Genomic DNA, 21,338 nt, shown 5'->3' with positions numbered 1-21,338 from the left:
GTGCGTCAGGGTCCGATGATCCCATCATGACTGAGACGCACGACACGTCAGCGGCGAAGCTAGTAGGTCTGCTGGAGGCGATGGCCGATGTCGATTCCGATTCTCGGGCCGGCATGACGGTCGGTGACCTGGCGCGCGTCCTCGGACGTGACAAGTCAGTCGTCTCTCGTCAGCTCAAGCCGCTCGTCGAGCTGGGGATCGTCGACCGCACTCCTGACGGACGGCACGCAGTCGGTTGGCGCTTGTTCGCGATCGCCGCCAGAGCGGGCGACCAGCGGTTGTTGCTGGTCGCCCCGCCGGTTCTTCGTCGCTTGACCCATCTGCTGCGTGAACGAGTCCACTTCAGCATTCGCCGAGGGAGCGAGGTGTTCACGCTGCTGTCCGAGAGCCCACACCGCACTGTCGAAGCCGTCGGCTGGGTGGGGCGTACATCGCCGCTCACGTGCACGTCCTCTGGCCGAGTGCTCCTTTTCGACCACGCGGACGACGAGATCCGGGAGCTGTTTGCTCGCGACTTCCCGACCGGGAACGGGATCAACGCACCGGGCAACGTCGAAGATCTCCTCACCCGAATCCGTGACGCGCGACAGGCAGGCTTCGCCTGTGTCGAGAACGAGTTCGACGACGACCTCACCGGCATGGCGGCACCGGTCCGCGACGGGCACGGGCGCATCGTCGGAGCGCTGAACGTCTCGGCACCCTCGTTCCGGATGCTGACCAATCGACCCAACGTCAGCCGCTCGCTCGTCGGTGCTGCCGGGCACCTGAGCAGCCTGCTGACCGCAGCACCGGACGTCCCGACCGATATCCCGGCCCAAGGCCGCTGACAAACCTTTGCACACCCACGAAAAGGAAACCCGCATGCCAATCATCCCCCTGCCCTTCTTCAGCGACGGCCACCGGCTGGATGCCGACCTGCACCTGCCGGATGACGGTGGGGCGGGCGGGCCGTACCCGATCGTCATCGTGGCAAGCGGCTACCAAGGACTCAAGGTCATCCATCCCGAACGTTTCGCCCGTGCGCTCACTCCCCGCGGGTACGCCGTCCTGGCGTTCGACTACCGCGGCTTCGGCCTCAGCGAGGGCGAGCGCGGCCGGCTGGTGGCCCAGGAGTGGGTGCTGGACGTCCGCGCCGCGGTCGACCGGGTCTGCGCCCACCCTGACCTCGACGCCGACAAGGTCGCGCTGATCGGCTGGGGACTGGGCGGAGGCGTGGTGGTGGCCGAGGCCGCCGACGATCCTCGCGTCAAGGTGCTCGCCAGCTGCAACGGCATCGCCGACGGATACCGTTCGACCAAGAAGATGCACGACGACGCGTCGTGGACGAGTCTCCTCGATCGCATTGAGGCCGATCGCGGGCGCCGCACCGAGCACGGTCGCTCCGAGATCACTTCACCGTGGGACATCGTGCGACTCGACCTCGACGGCCAGACAGACGGCTACGTCGGTGAGGAGCTCTACAAGGCGCCCGGGTTCGGCGCCGGAGTCAACCTTGAGTCGGCCGACTACCTGTTGCGGTTCCGGCCGGTGGACCATGCGGCTCGGCTCACTGACCAGCCCCTGCTGGTCGTCCACGGGGAGAACAACCAGCTGCACAAGCTCGAGGAGGGCGAGGCGTTGTTCGCCGCGGCCCAGGGCGCCAAGCAGCTCGAAGTCCTCGAGGGCAAGGGCCACACCGAGTGGATGTTTGACGAGGACCCGACCTTCAAGTCCATGACCGACGTCATCGACGCCTTCTTCCGCAAGGGCCTCGGGCTTTCGCAATGAGCCTCCTGCAATACGTCCAGGACAACTCGGAGCGGCTGGTGTTTCTCACCCTCCAGCACCTCCAGGTCGTGCTGGTGTCAGTTGCGATCGCGACCGTCATCGGGGTCGGCATCGCCGCGGCGACCGAGCGGTTGCCGCGGGCCCGCACGGTGGCGCTGTCGATCAGCGGCACCCTGCTCACGATCCCTTCTTTCGCACTGTTCGGTCTGATGATCCCGATCGTCGGCCTGGGTGTCCTACCCACCGTCCTGGCTCTCACCACCTACGCGGTCTTCCCCATCCTGCGCAACGCCGTGACGGGCCTCGAGGGCGTCGACCCGGGCGTGGTCGATGCCGCCCGCGGCATGGGGATGGGCACGTGGCGGCGGCTCGTCGTCGTACGCCTTCCTCTGGCCTGGCCGGTGATCCTGAACGGCATCCGGGTGGCCACCATCATGGTGGTCGCGATCGCCGCCATCGGCGCCGCGGTCCGTGGGCCCGGACTCGGCGAGCTGATCTTCCGTGGCTTGTCCCGCATTGGCGGCGCCAACGCCCTCAACGAAGTCCTGAGCGGTGTCCTCGGCGTCGTTCTCGTCGCCTTGGTGCTGGACATCGTGTTCCTTGTCGTAGCCAAACTGACCACCCCAAGAGGTCTCCGTGTCTGAACCCACTCCGATGATCCGTCTCCGCCAGGTGACCAAGCGCTATGCCGGCGCCACGAGCGACGCCGTCATGCCACTGGACATGGACATCCGCCAGGGCGAGTTCGTCGTGCTGGTCGGCCCGTCCGGTTGCGGCAAGACGACGACGCTCCGCATGATCAACCGACTCGTAGAGCCCACGGGGGGCGAGATCTGGATCGACGACAAGGATGTCACCCACTCCGACCCCGACGACCTGCGCCGCCACATCGGCTACGTGATCCAGCAGGTGGGTCTCATTCCGCACATGACGATCGGCCAGAACGTCGGGCTGGTGCCGCGAATGTTGGGCTGGCAGAAGGCCCGCATCACCGAGCGCACCCGAGAACTGCTCGAGATGGTCGGACTGGCCCCCGACCAGCATGCCGACCGCTACCCCAAGCAGCTCTCTGGCGGTCAGCAGCAACGGGTGGGCGTCGCCCGGGCACTGGCCGCGGACCCCCCGATCATGCTGATGGACGAGCCGTTCGGAGCGATCGACCCGGTGACCCGAGAACGACTCCAAGAGGAGTTCCTGCGTCTCCAGCAGCGCATCAAGAAGACGATCGTGTTCGTCACGCACGACATCGACGAGGCGCTCAAGCTGGGAGATCGGATCGCGATCTTCGCCGAAGGATCGCGTCTCGCGCAGTTCGCGACGCCGCTCGAGCTGCTCACCGCGCCGGCCGACGACTTCGTTCGTGACTTCATCGGGGAGGGAGCCGCCATCCGACGCCTCGCACTGCTGCGAGTGGGAGACCTGGCGCTGGCACCCGACGCCACCCTTCGGGCAACAGTGGAGATCGCGCCCACTGACACCGTGGCGCGTGCCCTGGAGCGGGCTCTGCAGAATGGCGCCGAAGCCGTCGACGTGACCGGCGTAGGCCCGGTGTCGGTCCAGGCGCTGGTCATGGCCACCTCGATCAACAAGATGCCCGCAGCGCGTCGGGCGGGGTCATGAGCTCGACGGCGATCACCGACAGCACCGCCGGCGCGGGGTTGGGTGCAGCAGCCACCAGCCGGGCGGCCTGGGTGCTCCCGGTGCTGGCGATCGCCTTGGCAGTGGGGCAGCTCGTGTGGATTCGCACCGCGGACCTCGACTCCATCGAGACGCGGAGCCTCACCAACGAAGCGGTGCTCAGCAACCTGTGGGAGCACGTCCTACTGGTCGTCATCTCGACGGTCGTCGTGGTCGTCATCGCCGTACCGCTGGGAATCGTCCTGAGCCGCCCCGCTGCCCGTCTGCTACGGCCACCGGTCCTCGCGTTGGCCAACGCCGGGCAGGCCGTTCCGTCGATCGGCATCCTCGTCCTGCTCGCGCTGCTGTACGGCGTCGGCTTCAAGATGGCTGTCATCGCGCTGGTCGTCTACGCGCTCCTGCCCATCCTGCGCAACACCATGGTCGGCCTGCAGCAGGTCGACCCGTTCATCATCGATGCCGCACGGGGCATGGGCATGGGGCGCGGGGAGATCCTGCGCCGCGTCGAACTGCCCCTCGCGGTTCCGGTGATGCTGGCCGGGCTGAGGGTCTCGTTGATCCTCAACGTCGGCGTCGCCACGCTCGCGACCTATACCAACGCTGGCGGCCTCGGTGACCTCATCGAGCGCGGCATCGTGCTCAACCGCATGCCCATCCTCGTCACCGGCTGCGTCCTGACCATCGCGCTCGCGCTGATGGTCGACTGGCTGGCCGGACTCGCCGAGAGAGCTCTGCGTCCCCATGGCCTCTAGCAATCACCCACATTTTTCGCAGCACCTATCAGGAGGAAAGATGAAACTCACGAGCATCACCATCGCCGTCGCCGGGGCAGCCCTGCTTGCTGGTTGTTCCCTGGGGGACTCGGCTCCCAGCGACGTCGAGGCCGGCTCGCTGGCGGAAGGGACCGACCTCGAAGGCGCCAGCTTCACCGTCGGTGGCAAGGAGTTCACTGAACAACTGGTGCTGTGCGAGATCACCGCGCAGGCACTCGAGTCCGCTGGCGCCACCGTTGACCGAAGCTGCGGCATGTCCGGATCCAGCTCCGTGCGCTCGGCCCTCGAGAGCGGCGACATCGACCTCTACTGGGAGTACACGGGCACCGGATGGCTGACCCACCTCGCGGAGACGGAGATCATCAACGACGCCGAGGCGCTCTACACGAAGGTGGACGAGAAAGACTCGGCGAAGAACGGCATCGACTGGCTCGCGCCGGCGCCGGCGAACAACACCTACGCTGTCGCGCTGGCCACCGAGACCGCCGACGAGCTCGGTCTGGCGACGCTGTCGGACTACGCCGAGCTCGCGACGACGGACCCGGAACGGGCCAGCTTCTGCGGAGCGGCCGAGTTCTTCGGCCGCGACGACGGCTGGGACGGTCTCCAGGACGCCTACGGCTTCAAGGTCTCCGGTGACCTCGTCTCCGAACTCGCCGCAGGCGCCATCTACAGCTCCATCGACAAGGGAAGCCCTTGCGTGACCGGCGAGATCTTCGCCACCGACGGCCGCGTCGCCGCACTGGGCCTGACCGTGCTCGAGGACGACAAGGAGTTCTTCCCCGTCTACAACCCCTCGGTCAGCATCAACAGCGACGTGCTGACGGACAACCCCGACATCGAGCAGGTTCTCGGCCCGATCGCCGAGGCGCTCGACGACGAGACCCTCCAGGGACTCAACGGCAAGGTCGACGTCGACGGCCAGACCCCGGAGCAGGTCGCCGAGGACTGGCTCGTCGAGCAGGGCTTCGCCAAGTGAGCTCCGCTGACCAGGGAGACCGGACGTCCGAACGGATCACCGTCCGCCTGCTGCAGACAGACCCACACCTGGGAGATGTCGTCGGCAATCTGGAACGTCTGGACTCCCTGGTCAGCGCCGATCCCCAGGCCGATCTGGTCATCGCCCCCGAACTGGCGACCCACGGCTACCACCTGGGGCTGCTCGATGGCCCGGTGCCGCTCGCCGCCGATGACCCTCGCCTCGTCAGGCTCGGCCGTCACGGCCCGACGGTGATCGCCGGGTTCGCCGAACGCGACCACGGCACCTACAACAGCGCCGCCATCATCAGCGACGGCTCCGTGGCTGTGCAGCGCAAGATCTCACTTCCTCACTACCGGCAGTGGGAAGAGCGCAGGCACTTCGTGCCCGGAGATACCGTCGACGTACACGACATCGCCGGCGCGCGCGTAGCCGTCCTGATCTGCAACGACATGTGGCAGCCGGCCCTGCCATGGTTGGCGGCGCACGCCGGGGCAGAGGTCCTCGTGGTCCCGGTCAACAGCGTCGTCTCCGACGCCGGATCTTCGACGGCCGGCATGTGGGACACCATCTTGAGACACGCGGCCCTCACCCTTCAGACGTACGTCGTGTTCGTGAACCGGGTCGGACTCGAGGGTGGCGGCGAGTTCTGGGGCGGCTCGCGAGTCGTCTCACCGACCGGTGAGGTGATGGCCCAGCTGGGCGCGGAACCGGGCGACCTCACCGTCTCCCTCGACCTCACCACGCTGCGAGATCTCCGCAAGGAGTGGCCGCTACTTGCTGACCCGCCCCTGGCGACGGTCGCGCGCGAGGCCGCGCGACTGGACGCGCGGTCAGCTGATGTTTGACTCCCACGTCCACGCCGCACCGGACATCGTGCCGAGAATCGGTGATGACGCCGCCATCGGCGACGCCTACGCCACCTCAGGATTCGCAGGCTTCGTCCTGAAGGCCCACTACGAGTCGACCGTCGGCCGGGCCCATGCTGTCGCGCAGGCCACCGGACTCACTGTCCACGGTGGGATCGCCCTCAATCAACACGTCGGGGGAGTCAACCCCGCCGCGGTCGCCGCGGCGCTCGGCGCAGGTGGCCGAGTCGTCTGGATGCCCACCGCCGACGCCCACACCCAACGCGCGGCTGGGTTGCCCCGCCTGTGCAACCACGAACCGCTGCTGAGTCCGCGGGCGTACGCAATCCCCCCGGTCGACCCGACGGCGGAGCCAGCAGTCGACGACATCCTGTCCCTGATCGCGGACGCGGACGCCGTCCTCGCCACCGGCCACCTCAGCGCTGAGGAGTGTCTCTGGCTTGCGGACCGGACCCCCCGCTACGGGGTCTCGCGCATCCTGTTCACCCATCCCTCGTACACCGTGCCTGGGATCGACCCCGCCGGTGTGCGGAGCCTTGCCGAACGCGGGGGATTCGTCGAGATCACGGCCTACCAGCTGCTGCACCAACCCGGTTGCACCCCTGCGTTGCTCGCTCGCGTGGCCGAGGCGGCCGGCGAGCGCCTGGTGCTCTCGTCCGACACCGGACAACCGGACTCGCCCATGCCCGCGGAGGCCCTGACGATGCTGGTCGACGTGCTCGCCGGCGAAGGACTGGACCGCGGGTGGCTGGCCGACGCCGCCACGACTGTGCCGTATGAACTGTTCGCTCCCAGGTAGGACCAACCACATGCCAAAGACGCTGCCCGACTCCTTCTTCACCCGCCTCGACGGGCTCATCGAGGGAGAAATTCACACCGACGGCGCCAGCTTGGCCGCCTACGCCTCGGACGCCTCCAACCACCGGGTCGTGCCACGAGGTGTCATCACTCCGCGCACTGTCGATGACCTCTCTGCTGTGGTTCGATCCTGCGCCGAGGAAGGGGTGCCCATCACGTCGCGGGGCGCGGGCACCAACGTGGCGGGAAACGCCATTGGCGCGGGCGTCGTCATCGACTACTCGCGACACCTGAACCGCGTCATCTCGGTCGATCCCCAGGCGCGGATCGCCACCGTGCAGCCAGGGGCTGTCCTCGACCACATCCAGACAACCGTGGCTCTGCACGGCCTACGGTTCGGTCCCGATCCGTCCACCCACAACCGCTGCACGATCGGCGGCATGATCGGCACGAACGCCTGCGGGTCGCACTCGGTCGCGTGGGGCACGACCGCTGACAACGTCGTCGACCTCGAGGTGATGCAGGTCGAGACGGCCCCGCGGTGGCTGGCTACCGACACCGGGCTTGCTGAGTCGCTGCGCGGGCTTTGCGACGCCAATCTCGCCCCTATCCGCACCGAGTTGGGCCAGTTCGCTCGGCAGATGTCCGGGTACGGCCTGCACCACCTGCTACCGGAGGCCGGAACATCGCTCGCCCGGGCGTTCACGGGCTCCGAGGGCACCCTCGGTATCGTCACCGGCGCTCAGATCCGGCTGGTCGAGCCGCCAGCCAGTCGGGCCCTGGTCGTGCTCGGCTTCCCGAGCGACATCCACGCCGCTGCGGCAGCACCCGGATTGATCGGCACCCGCCCGCTCACGGTGGAGGGAATCGACGAACACCTGGTCCGGGCCTTCGACACTCGACCCGGGCCGCACCGCCGCCCGGAGTTGCCCCAGGGCAACGCCTGGCTGCTGGTCGAGGTGGGCGGCCTCGACCCCGCTGAGGTCCGCGAGCACGCCGCCCGAGTGGTCGAGGCCGCGCCGGACGCCACCGGACACCGGGTTCTGCATGACTACAAGGATCAGCGGTCGTTCTGGACCATCCGTGAACGCGGCGCCGGTCTCGCCACCCGGACCGCCGAAGGCGTTGAGGCCTGGCCGGGTTGGGAAGACTCCGCCGTGCCACCGGCTCGTTTGGCCGCCTACCTGCGCGAGTTCCACAAACTCATGGCCAACCATGGTCGGCAAGGAATCGTCTATGGCCACTTCGGCGAGGGCTGTCTCCACGTCAGGGTCGACCACGACCTCCTGTCGGCGGGCGGCCGCGCGAACTACCGACGGTTCCAGGAAGACGCCGCCGATCTCGTCGTCGCGCACGATGGCTCCCTGACCGGCGAGCACGGCGACGGACGCGCCCGCTCTGAGCTCCTGGACCGCATGTACTCACCCGGGCTGCTCCGGGCCTTCGGCGCCTTCAAGCACATCTTCGACCCGGACAATCTCTTCAACCCCGGCATCATCACCGACCCTGAGCCCATGGATGCCAACCTCAGGTTGGAGCTGAGCAGGCCGCACGTCGTCGATCTCCAGTTCGGCTATCGCGAGGACGACGGAGACTTCGGCAAGGCCATGCGTCGCTGTGTCGGAGTGGGCGCCTGCCGCAAGACCAGCGGGGGCGGTATGTGCCCGTCCTACCGGGCAACCCAGGACGAGCGACACAGCACCCGAGGGCGTGCCCGGATCCTTTTCGAGATGCTCGAAGGTCACCTCGGCGACGACGGCTGGCGCTCGCGTGACGTCCACGACGCGCTCGACCTGTGCTTCGGGTGCAAGGCCTGCTCCAGCGAGTGCCCGGTGTCGGTCGACATGGCGACGTACAAGGCAGAGTTCCTGCACAAGCACTATCGGCGCCGCATCCGCCCGCTCAGCCACTACTCCATGGGCTGGTTGCCGCTGTGGCTGCGGCTGGCGCGCCGCGCGCCCCGGATCGCCAACCTGTTCCTCGGCAACCGGGTGTTGGCACGCCTCGGCGGGATCGACCCGCACCGCGCCATCCCCAGGCTGGCCACCAACAGACGCACTCCTGCTTCACGCGCAGCCGCTACGGGTCACCGCGGACCACTCACCCTGTGGGTCGACACCTTCACCGCCAGCTTTGATCCCGACATCGCGGACGCAGCGCTCGAAGTGCTGGGGCGAGCCGGCTTCGACGTCACGGTGGTGGGACCCGACGTGTGCTGCGGCCTGACCTGGGTCTCGACCGGACAGCTCGAACAGGCACGCCGGGTGATGGGGCGCGCGGTGGCGGCGCTGACCCCGACGGACGGCGACATCGTCGTGCTCGAACCCAGTTGCGCCGCGGCCTTGAGGGGGGACCTGCCAGAGCTCCTCCAGACTGCTGCGGCGAAGGGTGTCAGCGCGAGGATACGGACCCTGGCTGACGTCATGGTGGAGACGGACCTGTCCTTCCGGCCACTCGACGACCACGTCGTGGCCCAGTTCCACTGTCACCAGCGAGCCGTCCTCGGCACCGATGCTGACCGCGAATTGATGGCCCGCTTGGGAGCGACGCTGACCAGCGTCGACGAGGGCTGCTGCGGACTCGCCGGCAACTTCGGCTTCGAGAAGGGGCACTACGACATCTCGGTGACCGCTGCGCACCAGTCCTTCATGCCGGTGCTCGGACGACACCCGGACTCGACGGTGCTGGCAGACGGCTTCTCCTGCCGACTCCAAGTCGCGGAGGTCGGACACCGCCCCACCCGCCACCTCGCCCAACTCCTCCGAGATCAGCTCACGGCGGATGACAGCGCCTGAGGGAACGAGGGCATGCGCCGATGTCCAGATTCTTGGCTGAGCCAGACGCGACCACGGGTGCGTACGGCGATGTGGTGGACGATCGCGAGCCCCAGACCCGTCCCGCTGCATCTCACGCGTCGCCGTCGGGGCTCAGGAGTCGGGGGACTGACACGACCGTGGCACCCGTTGGGAGGGTGTCGCTCGGCGGGCTCGCTGGCTAGCGTCGATGCAGGGCGTCATTCGGGGCGCCCCACAAGGCGAGGAGTTCCCATGGCTGGCACGAAACCCCCCACCACGAAGGACAAGCGTGGGGAGGGCGACGAGCTTCACCAAGGAGTCAAGAACGGCGAGCGCATGACGACGTCGACCGGCACGCCGATCGGCGACAACCAGAACTCCTTGAAGGTCGGCGAGCGCGGCCCGGTGCTGCTCGAAGACTTCGTGCTGCGCGAGAAGATCTTCCGCTTCGACCACGAACGGATCCCGGAGCGAGTCGTCCACGCACGCGGGTACGGCGCCCACGGCTTCCTCGAGTGCCTCGACCCGATCCCGGAGCTGACCCGTGCAGCCCCGCTGCAGAAGAAGGGCCAGCGCACGGAGGCGTTCGTGCGGTTCTCGACGGTGGCCGGCAACCTCGGATCGCCTGACCTCGCGCGCGACGTCCGTGGTTTCGCGGTCAAGATGTACAGCGAGGAGGGCAACTGGGACCTCGTCGGCAACAACATCCCGGTGTTCTTCATCCAGGACCCGATGAAGTTCCCCGACCTCGTGCACGCGGTCAAGGAGGAGCAGGACCGAGGCTGGCCGCAGGCCGCGAGCGCCCACGACACGTTCTGGGACTTCGTGTCCCTGATGCCCGAGTCGACCCACATGTTGATGTGGGCGATGAGCGACCGGACGATCCCGCGCTCGTTCCGCTTCATGGAGGGCTTCGGTGTCCACACCTACCGCCTCGTCAACGCGGCAGGGGAGGACACGTTCGTCAAGTTCCACTGGAAGCCGCTGCAAGGGCTGCAGTCGGTGGTGTGGAACGAGGCACTGAAGATCAACGGCGCCGACCCCGACTTCCATCGTCGTGATCTCTACGCCGCCATCGACTCCGGCGACTTCCCGCAGTGGGAGCTGGGTGTGCAGATCTTCGATGACGCCTTCGCAGACGAGTTCGACTTCGACGTGCTCGACCCGACCAAGATCATCCCCGAGGAGATCCTGCCGGTCCGCACGATCGCGCGTCTGACTCTCGACCGGACGGTCGACAACGTCTTCGCGGAGACCGAGCAGGTCGCCTTCTGCACCCAGAACGTGATCCCGGGCATCGACTTCACCAACGACCCGTTGCTACAGGGCCGCAACTTCTCCTACCTCGACACCCAGCTCAAGCGCCTCGGCAGCCCCAACTTCAACCAGTTGCAGGTCAACGCGCCGCGCTGTCCCGTGATGAACTTCGCGCGCGACGGCCACATGCAGACCGATCCGCAGCTCGGACGCGGCAACTACGAGCCCAACTCGCTGACGGGCGACGACCGCGGCCCGCGCGCCGACGTGACGCAGGGCTACCAGAGTGTGATGCGCCAGGAGCAGGGCCCGACCCGACGGCTGCGAGCGGAGTCCTTCGCCGATCACTACTCCCAGGCACGGCAGTTCTTCATCAGCCAGACCGCGGTGGAGCAGGAGCACATCGTGGCCGCGTTCGGCTTCGAGCTCGGCAAGGTCGAGGACCCCAAGATCCGCACCCGCATGCTGGCCAACCTCCGCAACGTCGACGAAGACCTAGCCCAGCAGGTCGCCGACAAGCTGGCGATGCCGTTGCCGAAGAAGTCCGCGGCGGCCGTCACCCCGCGCACCGACCTGCCCGAGTCTCCGGCCCTGAGCATCCAGCTCAACGGCCCTGATTCCTTCGCGGGCCGCAAGCTCGGCATCTTGGTGACCAACGGCAGCGACAAGGCGATCGTCGACGCGGTGACGAAGGCAGCCGAGGGCGCGGGCGCGGTCGTGGAATACATCGCACCGGCGATCGGTCCCGTGAAGCTCAAGGGCGGCGGTAGCCTCACGCCCGACCACGCGATCGACGGTGGCCCCTCCGTGCTCTTCGACGCCGTGGCACTGCTTCCCTCCGCAGCGGGTGCGACCGACCTCGCGGGTCGCAAGAGCGCCCAGGACTTCGCCAGCGACGCCTTCGCCCACCACAAGTTCATCGGCGTGGGCCCTCACGCGTCCGACCTGCTGGCAGCGGCAGGTGTCGTGCCCGACGAGGGGTGCCTCGACCTGGACACGTCCTCCGCTGCCGCGTTCACCGAGACGTGCGGCGCGCTGCGTCACTGGGAGCGTGACGTCCGCCCGTGACGGACGAAGCAGTGGTTCTGGGCGACCTGTCGCGCGCCGAGCGCCGTGAGCTCGCCGCCATCGCGCGCTCTGCCAGGCGAGCTGCTGGTGATGTGCCGGCCGCCCTCGTGCTGGCCGGCGAGATCGGAGCGAGCCTCCAGGCGCCGGGCAAGGGCGCCACCGCACACCTCTGGTCGGTCCTCGCCACTGTCGGTGCAGCCGACCTCACCGTCGCACGCGTGCTCGAGCCGCACCTCGACGCACTGGCGATCCTCGAACAAGCAGGCCTGTCCGCCGCGACTGGAGTCTGGGGAGTCTTCGCTGCCGAGGGGCCGGGCGAGCCACTGCGAGCTCAGCCGGCGGGTGCGGCGTACACACTCGATGGTCGCAAGCACTGGTGCTCACTCGGTGCGGTGCTCGACCGAGCGCTGGTCAGTGCCAACGTCGGCCAGCAGCGTCAGCTCTTCGCCGTGGACCTCGGGGGCCCTGGAGTGGCGGCGGTCAGCGGCACGTGGGTGGCGCGCGGGTTGACTGCTGTCGACTCCGGTCCGATCGACTTCGACCGGGTGGGGGCCACTGCGGTCGGCGATCCGGGGTGGTACCTCGACCGGCCCGGGTTCGCCTGGGGTGGGATCGGGGTGGCCGCAGTCTGGTACGGCGGTGCCGTCGGCCTGGCGCGCCGGTTGACGCGCTCGGCGGCGGGTCGAGCACCCGATCAGGTGGCGACCATGCATCTCGGGGCGGTGGATGCGGCCCTGCACGGCGCGCGCTGTGTGCTTGCCGACGCAGCGACCGCGACTGATGGAGGTCTGCTCACCGGTCGTGCCGGGGCGCGCGCCGCGCTTCGTGTCCGGCAGAGTGTCGCGCTCGCTGCCGAGGACGTGCTGCGTCGTTGTGCACACGCGCTCGGACCGGGACCATTGGCCACCGACGAGGAGCATGCGCGACGGGTCGCGGATCTCGAGCTCTACCTCCGGCAGTGGCACGCCGAGCGGGACCAGGCCGCGTTGGGCGCACTGCTCCTCGAGGACCAGCTTCTCGACGACCAAGCCGGCGCACCATGACCGATGTGGAGTTCAGCCACGACGGCCCGGGCACACCGGTCCGGACGTGGGACGTGGCCCTGGCCGAGCGACCGTTGGCCATTCTCGAGCTGCCGCCGACTCCGGGACTGCTCGTGGTGCTGGGAGCTCACCCGGACGACGAGTCCCTCGGTGTCGCGGGACTGATCAACACTCTTTCGCGCCGTGGTTGGCAGATAGCCGTGATCTCGGCGACGGCAGGGGAGGGCTCGCATCCGAGCTCGCCGACGCTGACCCGCGAAGAGCTGGGTGACCGGCGACGAGACGAGCTGGATCGGGCCATCGAGGCCGTTGCCCCCGCCGCCGACGTCACCTGCCTCGGGCTGCCCGACGGCGAGGTGGCCGAGCACGAGGACGAGCTGGTGAGACACCTGGTTGCCGTGGTGGGAGACCGTGGCGCACAGACCGTCCTGTGCGCGCCCTGGCGCAAGGACGGGCACCCCGACCACGAGGCGGCAGGGCGGGCGGCGGCGATCGCGGCGCGGCGTACGGGTGCCCGACTGCTGGAATATCCTGTCTGGTTGTGGCACTGGGGATCTGCCCCGGACCTGCCGTGGCAGGTGGCACGGGCGTGGCATCTCGACGACGAGGCGCGAACGGCCAAGCGGTCCGCCATCGCGGCGCACACCAGCCAGGTCCTGCCGATCTCCGACAGGCCGGGCGACGAGGTCCTGCTCGTCCCACAGATGCTGGCTCACTTCACCCGTGGGTCCGAAGTGGTCGTGGAGGACCCGAGCCCGATCAGCGACGCCGCGCTCGACGAGGTGCATCGCAGTCGCCCGGACCCGTGGCAGGTGGACTCCTGGTACGAGCGACGCAAACGGGCACTCACCGTGGCGAGCCTGCCACGAGAGCACTACAGCCGTGCCCTCGAGATCGGCTGCTCCATCGGCGCGCTGGCCGAGGACCTGGCGGCACGCTGCGACCAGCTGCTCGCCGTCGACTCCAGCCCGGCGGCCGTCGCCGCCGCCGGGGCGCGGCTGGCGGCGTTGCCGAACGTCGAGGTGCGGCTGACCGTGATGCCGGACGGTTGGCCCGAGGGACTCTTCGACCTTGTCTCGGTCTCCGAGGTGGGTTACTTCCTCAGCCCGCGCGAGCTTGACGAGCTGATCCGGCGGGCCTTCGACTCCCTCGCACCTGGCGGACACATCGTGCTGTGCCACTGGCGACACCAGCCGGTGGGCTGGCCGCTGGACGGACCCGTGGTGCACGACGCCTTCCGAGCACGCGCGGCCACGGAGCTGGTGGCCCTTGAGGAGCCGGACTTTCTCCTACATGTCCTCGGCGGTCCGTCGTGACCCTGCCGCGCGCGGTCGCCGTGGTGATCCCGGCGCGAGACGAAGAGCTCCTGCTGCCGGCCTGCCTCGACTCGGTCGAGCACGCGATCGGCGTCCTGCTCGTGACGCATCCCTCCATCCGTTGCCGGGTCTTCGTCGTGCTCGACTCCTGCCTGGACGGCACACCGGAGATCGTCGCCGCCCGCCCGCCGCTCGAAGCCGTGCCGGTCCGGGTCGGTCAGGTCGGTGCCGCCCGCGATGCCGGTCTGGACGCTGCGACGAAGTGGTCGCAGGCGACCGACCCGGCTCGCGTCTGGATCGCCAACACCGATGCCGACACGGTGGTGCCGGGGCACTGGCTGATCGAGCAGATGGCGCTAGCGGCGGCGGGCCATGACCTCGTGGTGGGGACGGTGCAGCCCGAGCCGACCGACCTGACGCGGGGGGAGCTCGCCCTCTGGTCGGAGCGACACACCATGCCGGACGGACACGAGCACGTCCACGGCGCCAACCTCGGGTTCTCGCTCCGCGCTGGCCACGCCGTAGGCGGATTCCCGCACGTGGCGGTCCATGAGGATGTCCAGCTGGTCCGCAACCTGCGGGAGTCCGGGGCGCCGTGGATCGCCTCCGGCGGCATTCGAGTGGTCACGTCGGGGCGCCGCTGTGGCAGGGCACCCGGTGGGTTCGCCACCTATCTTGACGGCCTCACATCTCCGGCTTGAGCACCACCCTGAGGCAGCCGTCCGCCTTCTTCTGGAAGATGTCGTGGGTCAGCCGCGCATCAGGATGCGGCCGGCCCACAGGTACCAAGCGATGAAGCCGAGGCCGAAGACGGGAGCTGCCGCCTCGGCTTGGGGGACGAGGGTTGACACCCCAGCAACCCCGATGATGATGCCGAGTACGGCGAGTCCGCGCGGTAGGAGTCGAGTGCGGACAGCGGCGATGCTGAGCAGCAGGATCCACAGTGCCCCGACCATCTCGATGCCTCCGCCGAGCGCGTCTTGAACAACGCTGGTCGATGACCAGCTGGAGACGGCCTCGGTGCGGTTGTCGGCGGCGAGGCCGACTGCTGCTCGCTGTCCGACGAGTGCGACCATGCCGCTGGCAAGGACCAGGCCGGACCAGATGAGTCCGAAGGCAGTGCTGACCTGGGCGAGTGCGGGGGAGCCGTTCTTGAGACGGTCATGGATGCCGAGGCTGAGGACGACCAGCGCCCCGCCTGCGACCAGGTAGATCAGCAGGCACCACAGGTACAAGGCGACCTGATTCTCCAGCAGGAACGTGAGGGACGCGGCAGGGTCGCCTTGCGCGTCGATGAAACCTCGTGGAGCGAGGTAACCCAACATCACGCCAAAGCCCACGATGTAGGTGGCGCCCTCCACAACCGCGGCGACACCGCCGGCCCGCTGAAGGTGATGCATGGGCGGGGTGATCAAGGCTACTGGCGCGGCGACTGTCAGCGCGGATTCGCTGGAACTGGAATTGACCATGCCCCACCTTCGCCTGCCGCCGGCGGTGGGGGCATCGGTCATTGGGACGTCCCTTGATCGGCCGAAAGTTCGACTCCGAAGTCGCCCGCGTCAGTCCTGTCGGGTCGTCCCGCAGGTCGCGTCGAGCTCCTCGAAGCTCATCGTGGCCCACTGCGGAGCTCCCTCCATGTTGCCGTTCTCGGCGATGTAGTCGGCGGCGTCGGCGGCGTCGCCGAAGATGCGTTGCACCTGGTCGTTCCCACGCTCGGCCACGTCACGCAGCACGGCGGCGGCGCCGGCCACGTCGCCCCCGGTCATCGCGTCCTCGACAGGTTCCCTGGCCTCGGCGCAGGCTTCCGTGGTCGAGAGCCGATCCGGTCCGTCGGCGTGGCCGCTGCAGGCCGTCAGTGCCAGCGTCGCAGCCACCGCGAGCACGGTCCGCTTCACCGTCGTCGCCCGCAACGTCCTTAGCGGACGAAGCTGTTGTCGCGCACCAGGGCGAGGCGGGCCTTGACGCTCAGCAGGGTCTCGATGATGAAGTCCTCGCGCGGGCCGTCAAGACGGCTCATCGGCACCGCGACGCTCAAGGCATCGACCGCGTGGGGGCCGAACGGGAGCGCCACTGCGAAGCAGCGGACACCGATGCAGGACTCCTCGCTCTCCACTGCGTAGCCGAGGACCGACGCCTTGTCGATGATCTCCAGCAGGCGTTCTCGGTCCGTCGTCGTCTGCGCCGTCAGCGCCGCGATGTCGTCAGGGACGAGCCGCTCGCGCACGTCGATCGACTGCTCGGCGAGGATGGCGCGACCGAGGGCGGTGGAGTACGCCGGGAGGCGGCGTCCCACCGCGGAGTGCATCCGCAGGGGATGGGCGGACTCCCGCTTGGCGGTGTAGACGACGTGGGTGCCGTCGAGCCGGCCGAGGTGAACCGCCTCCTCGGTGGTGGACGCGATCTCGTCCATCGCGGAGGACGCGCGTGCCACGACCGAGTCGCCGTCGAGGTAGGCGGACCCGAGCGTCAACGAGTGGATGCCGAGCCGGTAGACGCTGCCCGTGGGATCCGTGTCCAGCCACCCGCGCGCCGTCATGGTGCGAAGCAGGGCGTGCAGGCTGCTCTTGGGAATTCCGAGTCGCGTGGACAACATGAGCTGTGTCCCAGGACCATGCGTCGCGATGTCGTCGAGGAGGTCGAGCGCGCGCGCAGCCGACTTCACCTGTCCGGAGGGCTGCCCGTTCAAGGTGGTGTCCAGCTCCATCCGAGACCTCCGAGGTCTGATCGCGTCCATGGGACCAGGGCCAGGTCCTCGTTCACCACCCTAGGGCATGTCCACACATCTGGACCGACTTCGGCATCTTGACTCGGTCGCAAGCACGAGGTGTACTACCACCTCTACACATCTGAACGCGATTCATATCCGTGGACGGAGTGGCCGAACCGGGGGCGACGCAAACCGAGAGGCGCCACCATGCAGGTGCGGGACGACGATGCAGGTACGGCGACAGGCGCGCGCAACGACGGGGCAGCAGCGGGTGCCTCGGTCAAGTCCGCCGCTCGAGCCCTCGACCTGCTCGATGACATCGCGGCCAACGGACCGGCCACCAGGGCCGAGCTGTCGATCCGCATGGGCATCCCCAAGTCGAGCATCCACGCAGTCCTGAGGACGATGACCGCTCGAGGGTGGCTGGAGCTGGACCATGCCGGCGGTGACTACCGACTCGGGTTCCGAGCCCTGGTCCTGAGCCCGGCGTTCCTCGAGAGCGACCCCGCCGTACGCCGGGCCGCGCCGATGCTGGACCGGTTGGCCGCGGTCACGGGCGAGACGGCGCACCTCGGGCGGTTGCACGATGACCACATGATCGTGCTGGACAAACGGGACCCGGCCCGCCCGGCACCCATGGCTTCCGTGGTGGGACGACGGCTCCCGGCGTACTGCACGGCGATGGGCCGGGCTGTGTTGGCGACCAGGGCGGAGGGGACACGCGCCGAGCTCGTCCCGGACGTGATCCGGCCGCTGACTCCCCACACCACGACCGACAAGGACGCCGTGCTCGACCTGATTGCGCAGGCAGCAGCCCTCGGATACGCGGTGGAGAGCGAAGAGGCGTGCCGCGGCGTGCGTTGTTTCGGAGTCGCGCTGCCACCGGTGGGTGCTGCTGCGTACGCCCTCAGCGTCGCCATCCCCCTGGATCGACTCGACGGGCCGCTGGAGGTCCGCACCATCAGGACCCTCCTCGGGCTCGCGGCAGGCACGGCCCGCGTACACGTGGCCAACGCACCTCAGTGATCGCGTCCACATATGCGGACGGAAGGTGTCCTGAGTTCGTATCTTTGGACGAAATTCTTGACTCTGTGTGACGTCAGTCATAACGTCGCCGAACTGAGAGCGCTGTGCATGCAGGCACGCGCCCTTGTGCCAGAGCCGGTCACAACCGAGGGATCCCGATGAACACTGCCTCCCGTCCTACCCGTGTGCCTGTTGCCCGCTGGGTGGTCGGCGCACTCTGCGCGGTCGTGGGCCTCGCCGGAGCCGGCGCGGTGCCTGCGGTCGCCGCCCCCGGAGCGGCTGCGCCCGGTGACGGCGTCGTCACGTTCCTCGAGGTCGAGGATGGGGTGATCAGCGGCAACCCGGGCTACAACCAGGGCGACCACAGCAACTTCACCGGCGCCGGGTCCTACACGTTCCGGGAGACAGGGATGCGGTCGACGATGACCGTGAACGCACCCGCCGCCGGCCTCTACCCCGTCTACGTGCGGTACGCCGCCGGCCCGCTCAGTGCCGCGGAGAACGTCACCCGCTCCATGGGGCTGGTCACCAATGGCGTGCGGCAGCAGCTGCAGTATCCGCTGACGGGCGACTGGGAGACCTGGCGCTTCGTGCAGGCCGAGGTGATGCTCCTGCAGGGTGCCAACACGATCGCCCTCGACTGCGACCGCTCGCAGGACATCTGCCGCCTCAACTTCGACGCCATCCAGCTCGGCGGCACTGCTCCCGACCCGTGTGCCGCGACGGCACCGAGCGCCGGTTTCCGCAACCTCTTCGACGGCACCCTGGAGTCCTTCGACCGGTGGCGCAAGGCCGGCGCGGGCGGATTCGGCCGTCAGGCCGATTGCACGATCCGCTCCTTCCGTGGCCGGGGTGCCGAGTGGCTCACCGAGCAGCAGACCGCGCCGTACACCCTCAAGGTCGACTGGCGTCGGGCCGCGGCTGACGACGAGTCCAGCCTCTATCTGGCGTCCAGCAGCCGCGGCGGCGCCGACCCTGTCGGGGGCCTGCGCATCCCCATCGGCACCGACACCGGCGCGGTCGTGCCGACCGGCGGGACCGTGCAGCCGGCCGACCGGACCGCTGTGGCTCGTGCGTTGCGACCCGTCGGCCAGTGGAACCGCTACGTCGTCCAGCTGACGACCACGCGGGTGAAGGTCTACCTCAACGGCTCTCTGGTCAACACGTACGACAGCGCGCAGCCGATCCCGACAACCGGATTCATCGGCTTGGAGAACCGGGGTGACGGCCACACCGTCGACTTCAAGAACATCCAGATCGCCGATGGCGTCGTGCCGGACCCGGACGGAGGTGTTTCGTTCGTCCCGGTGCACTACGAGTTCGAGGAAGGCGTCGGGACGGCAGCCGCCAACACCGGGACCGACTCGAGCGTGGGGCCGGCGACGCTCACCGGAACGACCGGTTGGTCGCCGGACGGCGTGTCCGGCAGTGCCGTCAATCTCCCCGGGGGGGCGAACGCCAACGCCGTGGATCTGCCGGACAACCTGCTGCAGGGCGCGACGGACTTCACGACGTCGTTCTGGGCGCGGCCGGACACCAAGGGCAACTGGATCGGGATGTTCCACCTCGGTGACGGCTTCGGTGGCGGTCTCGATGCGAGCTTCTTCCAGATCCAGATGCAGACCCAGGACGGCGGGGACACCGGTCTGGCGGCGACGTTCAAGGGTGAGGGCAGCGGCTTGCAGGAGCGGGTCTACGCCGTACCGAAGCAGGACGTGGCGGCCGGTGCGTGGAACCACGTGGTCTTCACCCGTGACGACGCGGTCGGAACGCTCTACCTGAACGGCCAGCAGGTCGCGAGCCGCAGCGATCTGACGATCGACATGGCCGACGTCGGGCCGACGACGAACAACTGGCTGGGGCGCAACGGGTTCCCGGACCCGGCGTACGACGGCCTGATGGACGACGTGCGGCTCTACAAGACGGCCCTGTCCGGATCGGACGTTGCGGCGATGTACGCCGACGGCACGGCCCTGGACACCACGACCACGGTGTCGGTGTCACCTGCGTCACCGTCACCGCACGGGCAGCCGATCACGGTCTCCGCGACCGTGGCCGACGAGGCGGCCGCTGGGCCTGAGGGTGCACCGGACGGTCAGGCGGAGCTGTGGATCGACGGCGCCCGCGTGGGCGCTCCGGCGACCGTGACCGACGGGGCGGTGACCTTCCCCGAGGTCACGCTGTCCCCGGGCGCGCACCAGATCGAGGTCCGGTTCATCGCGGCCGCCGGCTGGAACGACTCCAGTGCGGCGACCCAGCACACGGTCCAGCGGCCGCCGCCGAGCACGGGGGTCCCTGTCCACTACACGTTCGACGAGGGCCAGGGCACGACCGCCGCCAACTCCGGCACGAGCACGACGGTCGGCCCCGCGACCCTGACCGGCTCGGCGAGCTGGGCGGCGGGGCATTGTGCCGGCGCCGTCTCGCTCCCGGGCGGCCCGAACGGTCCCGCCGACGGTTCGAGCCACGTCAACCTGCCGAACGACATCACCGCCGGCATGGACGCCGAGATCACGGTCTCGACGTGGCTGCGACCGACCGCGCTGCCCGGCTGGACGACCCACGTCCAGATCGGCAAGAGCACGGAGGAATTCCTCCTGGTCCAGTCGTCGACCTTCGGCGGCGACCGGGGCTTCGGGGCCACGCTGCGCGTCAACGGCGGTCAGGACTATCGGATCCTGCTCCCGGGCGAGACCGACCTCCCGCTGGACGAATGGACCCACGTCGTGGTGACGCTGGGACCGTCACCGACCGGGGGTGGCACGACCGGGAAGATCTACTTCGACGGTGTGCTGATGGAAGGTGGTACCCGGGACAACATCCCGGTGGACATCGGTGACGTCGGGGAGGGCGGCACGACTGCCAACTTCATCGGCAACACGAGCTGGAACGACCCGCGACCGACTGAGCTGGTCGACGAGTTCCGGATCTACGGCTACGAGCTGAACGCGCAGCAGGTCGCCGAGCTGAGCACGCAGTGCCCGCCCGTCAACCGGGCTCCCGCTGGCGCCGCGGACGCCTACGGCACCGACGAGGGCACCCCATTGACGGTGCAGTCCCCCGGTGTGCTGGCCAACGACACCGACGCCGACAACGACCCCATGACGACAACCGGGGTCGCCCAGCCTGCCAACGGCGCGGTGACAATGGCAGCCGACGGCGGGTTCACCTACACCCCCGCCACCGGGTTCGCCGGGACGGACACCTTCACCTACCGGACCACCGACGGGCGGACCACGTCCACGGCGACCACTGTCACCATCACGGTGGAGCCGGCACCGGCGCCGCCGGCGCCGCCGACG

Annotated in this window: 18 protein-coding genes; 15 read left to right on the top strand and 3 right to left on the bottom strand. The window is 68.7% G+C overall.

Features of this window, described 5'->3' with window-relative positions; translation table 11 throughout:
* Window positions 1–26: 26 nt before the first annotated feature.
* The 13 genes from VNJ48_RS01615 to VNJ48_RS01555 all read left to right on the top strand — a co-directional run bounded on the left by VNJ48_RS01615 (window position 27) and on the right by VNJ48_RS01555 (window position 15,004).
* Window positions 27–827, top strand: a complete 801-nt coding sequence (locus VNJ48_RS01615; protein WP_325598445.1) for an IclR family transcriptional regulator — start codon at window positions 27–29, stop codon at window positions 825–827.
* Window positions 828–861: 34 nt separating this feature from the next.
* Window positions 862–1,767, top strand: a complete 906-nt coding sequence (locus VNJ48_RS01610; protein WP_325598443.1) for an alpha/beta hydrolase — start codon at window positions 862–864, stop codon at window positions 1,765–1,767.
* Window positions 1,764–2,411: an ABC transporter permease gene (locus tag VNJ48_RS01605; RefSeq protein WP_325598441.1), complete on the top strand. Its 648-nt coding sequence runs from the start codon at window positions 1,764–1,766 to the stop codon at window positions 2,409–2,411. Before VNJ48_RS01610 ends, VNJ48_RS01605 begins: the two co-directional genes overlap by 4 nt.
* Window positions 2,404–3,387 (top strand): ABC transporter ATP-binding protein, encoded by a 984-nt coding sequence (locus VNJ48_RS01600; protein ID WP_325598439.1) that lies wholly within the window; start codon window positions 2,404–2,406, stop codon window positions 3,385–3,387. The genes VNJ48_RS01605 and VNJ48_RS01600 overlap by 8 nt, the downstream gene beginning before the upstream one ends.
* The gene (locus VNJ48_RS01595) at window positions 3,384–4,157 is read left to right on the top strand and encodes an ABC transporter permease (RefSeq protein ID WP_325598437.1); all 774 of its coding nucleotides are present in this window, start codon (window positions 3,384–3,386) and stop codon (window positions 4,155–4,157) included. Before VNJ48_RS01600 ends, VNJ48_RS01595 begins: the two co-directional genes overlap by 4 nt.
* A 40-nt stretch (window positions 4,158–4,197) precedes the next feature.
* Window positions 4,198–5,157, top strand: coding sequence for a glycine betaine ABC transporter substrate-binding protein (locus tag VNJ48_RS01590; protein ID WP_325598435.1), 960 nt, complete (start codon window positions 4,198–4,200; stop codon window positions 5,155–5,157).
* Window positions 5,154–6,005: a nitrilase-related carbon-nitrogen hydrolase gene (locus tag VNJ48_RS01585; protein WP_325598433.1), complete on the top strand. Its 852-nt coding sequence runs from the start codon at window positions 5,154–5,156 to the stop codon at window positions 6,003–6,005. The genes VNJ48_RS01590 and VNJ48_RS01585 overlap by 4 nt, the downstream gene beginning before the upstream one ends.
* Window positions 5,998–6,825: a DUF6282 family protein gene (locus VNJ48_RS01580; protein ID WP_325598431.1), complete on the top strand. Its 828-nt coding sequence runs from the start codon at window positions 5,998–6,000 to the stop codon at window positions 6,823–6,825. The genes VNJ48_RS01585 and VNJ48_RS01580 overlap by 8 nt, the downstream gene beginning before the upstream one ends.
* Before the next feature lie 10 nt (window positions 6,826–6,835).
* Window positions 6,836–9,619 (top strand): FAD-binding and (Fe-S)-binding domain-containing protein, encoded by a 2,784-nt coding sequence (locus VNJ48_RS01575; protein WP_325598429.1) that lies wholly within the window; start codon window positions 6,836–6,838, stop codon window positions 9,617–9,619.
* 252 nt (window positions 9,620–9,871) lie between these two features.
* Entirely contained in the window at window positions 9,872–11,944 is a 2,073-nt protein-coding gene (locus VNJ48_RS01570; protein ID WP_325598427.1) for a catalase, read from the top strand.
* On the top strand, window positions 11,941–12,987 hold the full coding sequence (locus VNJ48_RS01565; RefSeq protein ID WP_325598425.1) for an acyl-CoA dehydrogenase: 1,047 nt from the start codon (window positions 11,941–11,943) through the stop codon (window positions 12,985–12,987). Before VNJ48_RS01570 ends, VNJ48_RS01565 begins: the two co-directional genes overlap by 4 nt.
* Window positions 12,984–14,303, top strand: coding sequence for a bifunctional PIG-L family deacetylase/class I SAM-dependent methyltransferase (locus VNJ48_RS01560; protein WP_325598423.1), 1,320 nt, complete (start codon window positions 12,984–12,986; stop codon window positions 14,301–14,303). The genes VNJ48_RS01565 and VNJ48_RS01560 overlap by 4 nt, the downstream gene beginning before the upstream one ends.
* Window positions 14,300–15,004: a glycosyltransferase family A protein gene (locus VNJ48_RS01555; RefSeq protein WP_325598421.1), complete on the top strand. Its 705-nt coding sequence runs from the start codon at window positions 14,300–14,302 to the stop codon at window positions 15,002–15,004. Before VNJ48_RS01560 ends, VNJ48_RS01555 begins: the two co-directional genes overlap by 4 nt.
* A gap of 48 nt (window positions 15,005–15,052) precedes the next feature.
* Here the strand turns inward: VNJ48_RS01555 and VNJ48_RS01550 are convergent, their stop codons facing one another.
* The 3 genes from VNJ48_RS01550 to VNJ48_RS01540 all read right to left on the bottom strand — a co-directional run bounded on the left by VNJ48_RS01550 (window position 15,053) and on the right by VNJ48_RS01540 (window position 17,007).
* Complete coding sequence (locus VNJ48_RS01550) at window positions 15,053–15,703, bottom strand: DUF4386 family protein (protein WP_325598419.1); 651 nt, start codon at window positions 15,701–15,703, stop codon at window positions 15,053–15,055.
* A gap of 159 nt (window positions 15,704–15,862) precedes the next feature.
* Window positions 15,863–16,198: a hypothetical protein gene (locus VNJ48_RS01545; protein ID WP_325598417.1), complete on the bottom strand. Its 336-nt coding sequence runs from the start codon at window positions 16,196–16,198 to the stop codon at window positions 15,863–15,865.
* A gap of 20 nt (window positions 16,199–16,218) precedes the next feature.
* Window positions 16,219–17,007 (bottom strand): IclR family transcriptional regulator, encoded by a 789-nt coding sequence (locus VNJ48_RS01540; protein ID WP_325598415.1) that lies wholly within the window; start codon window positions 17,005–17,007, stop codon window positions 16,219–16,221.
* A gap of 210 nt (window positions 17,008–17,217) precedes the next feature.
* On the opposite strand from VNJ48_RS01540, the gene VNJ48_RS01535 reads away from it, so the two are divergent.
* Both VNJ48_RS01535 and VNJ48_RS01530 read left to right on the top strand, forming a co-directional pair.
* Complete coding sequence (locus VNJ48_RS01535) at window positions 17,218–18,036, top strand: IclR family transcriptional regulator (protein WP_325598413.1); 819 nt, start codon at window positions 17,218–17,220, stop codon at window positions 18,034–18,036.
* A 158-nt stretch (window positions 18,037–18,194) separates the two neighbouring features.
* Window positions 18,195–21,338: LamG-like jellyroll fold domain-containing protein (locus VNJ48_RS01530; RefSeq protein ID WP_325598411.1), on the top strand; the 3,144-nt coding region annotated here is incomplete at its 3' end.

Origin of the sequence: Nocardioides sp. (assembly GCF_035576065.1) — a bacterium.
GTDB lineage: Bacteria > Actinomycetota > Actinomycetes > Propionibacteriales > Nocardioidaceae > Nocardioides.
Note: the sequence above shows the minus strand (reverse complement) of the source record. Positions and strands in the feature narration are given on the sequence as shown.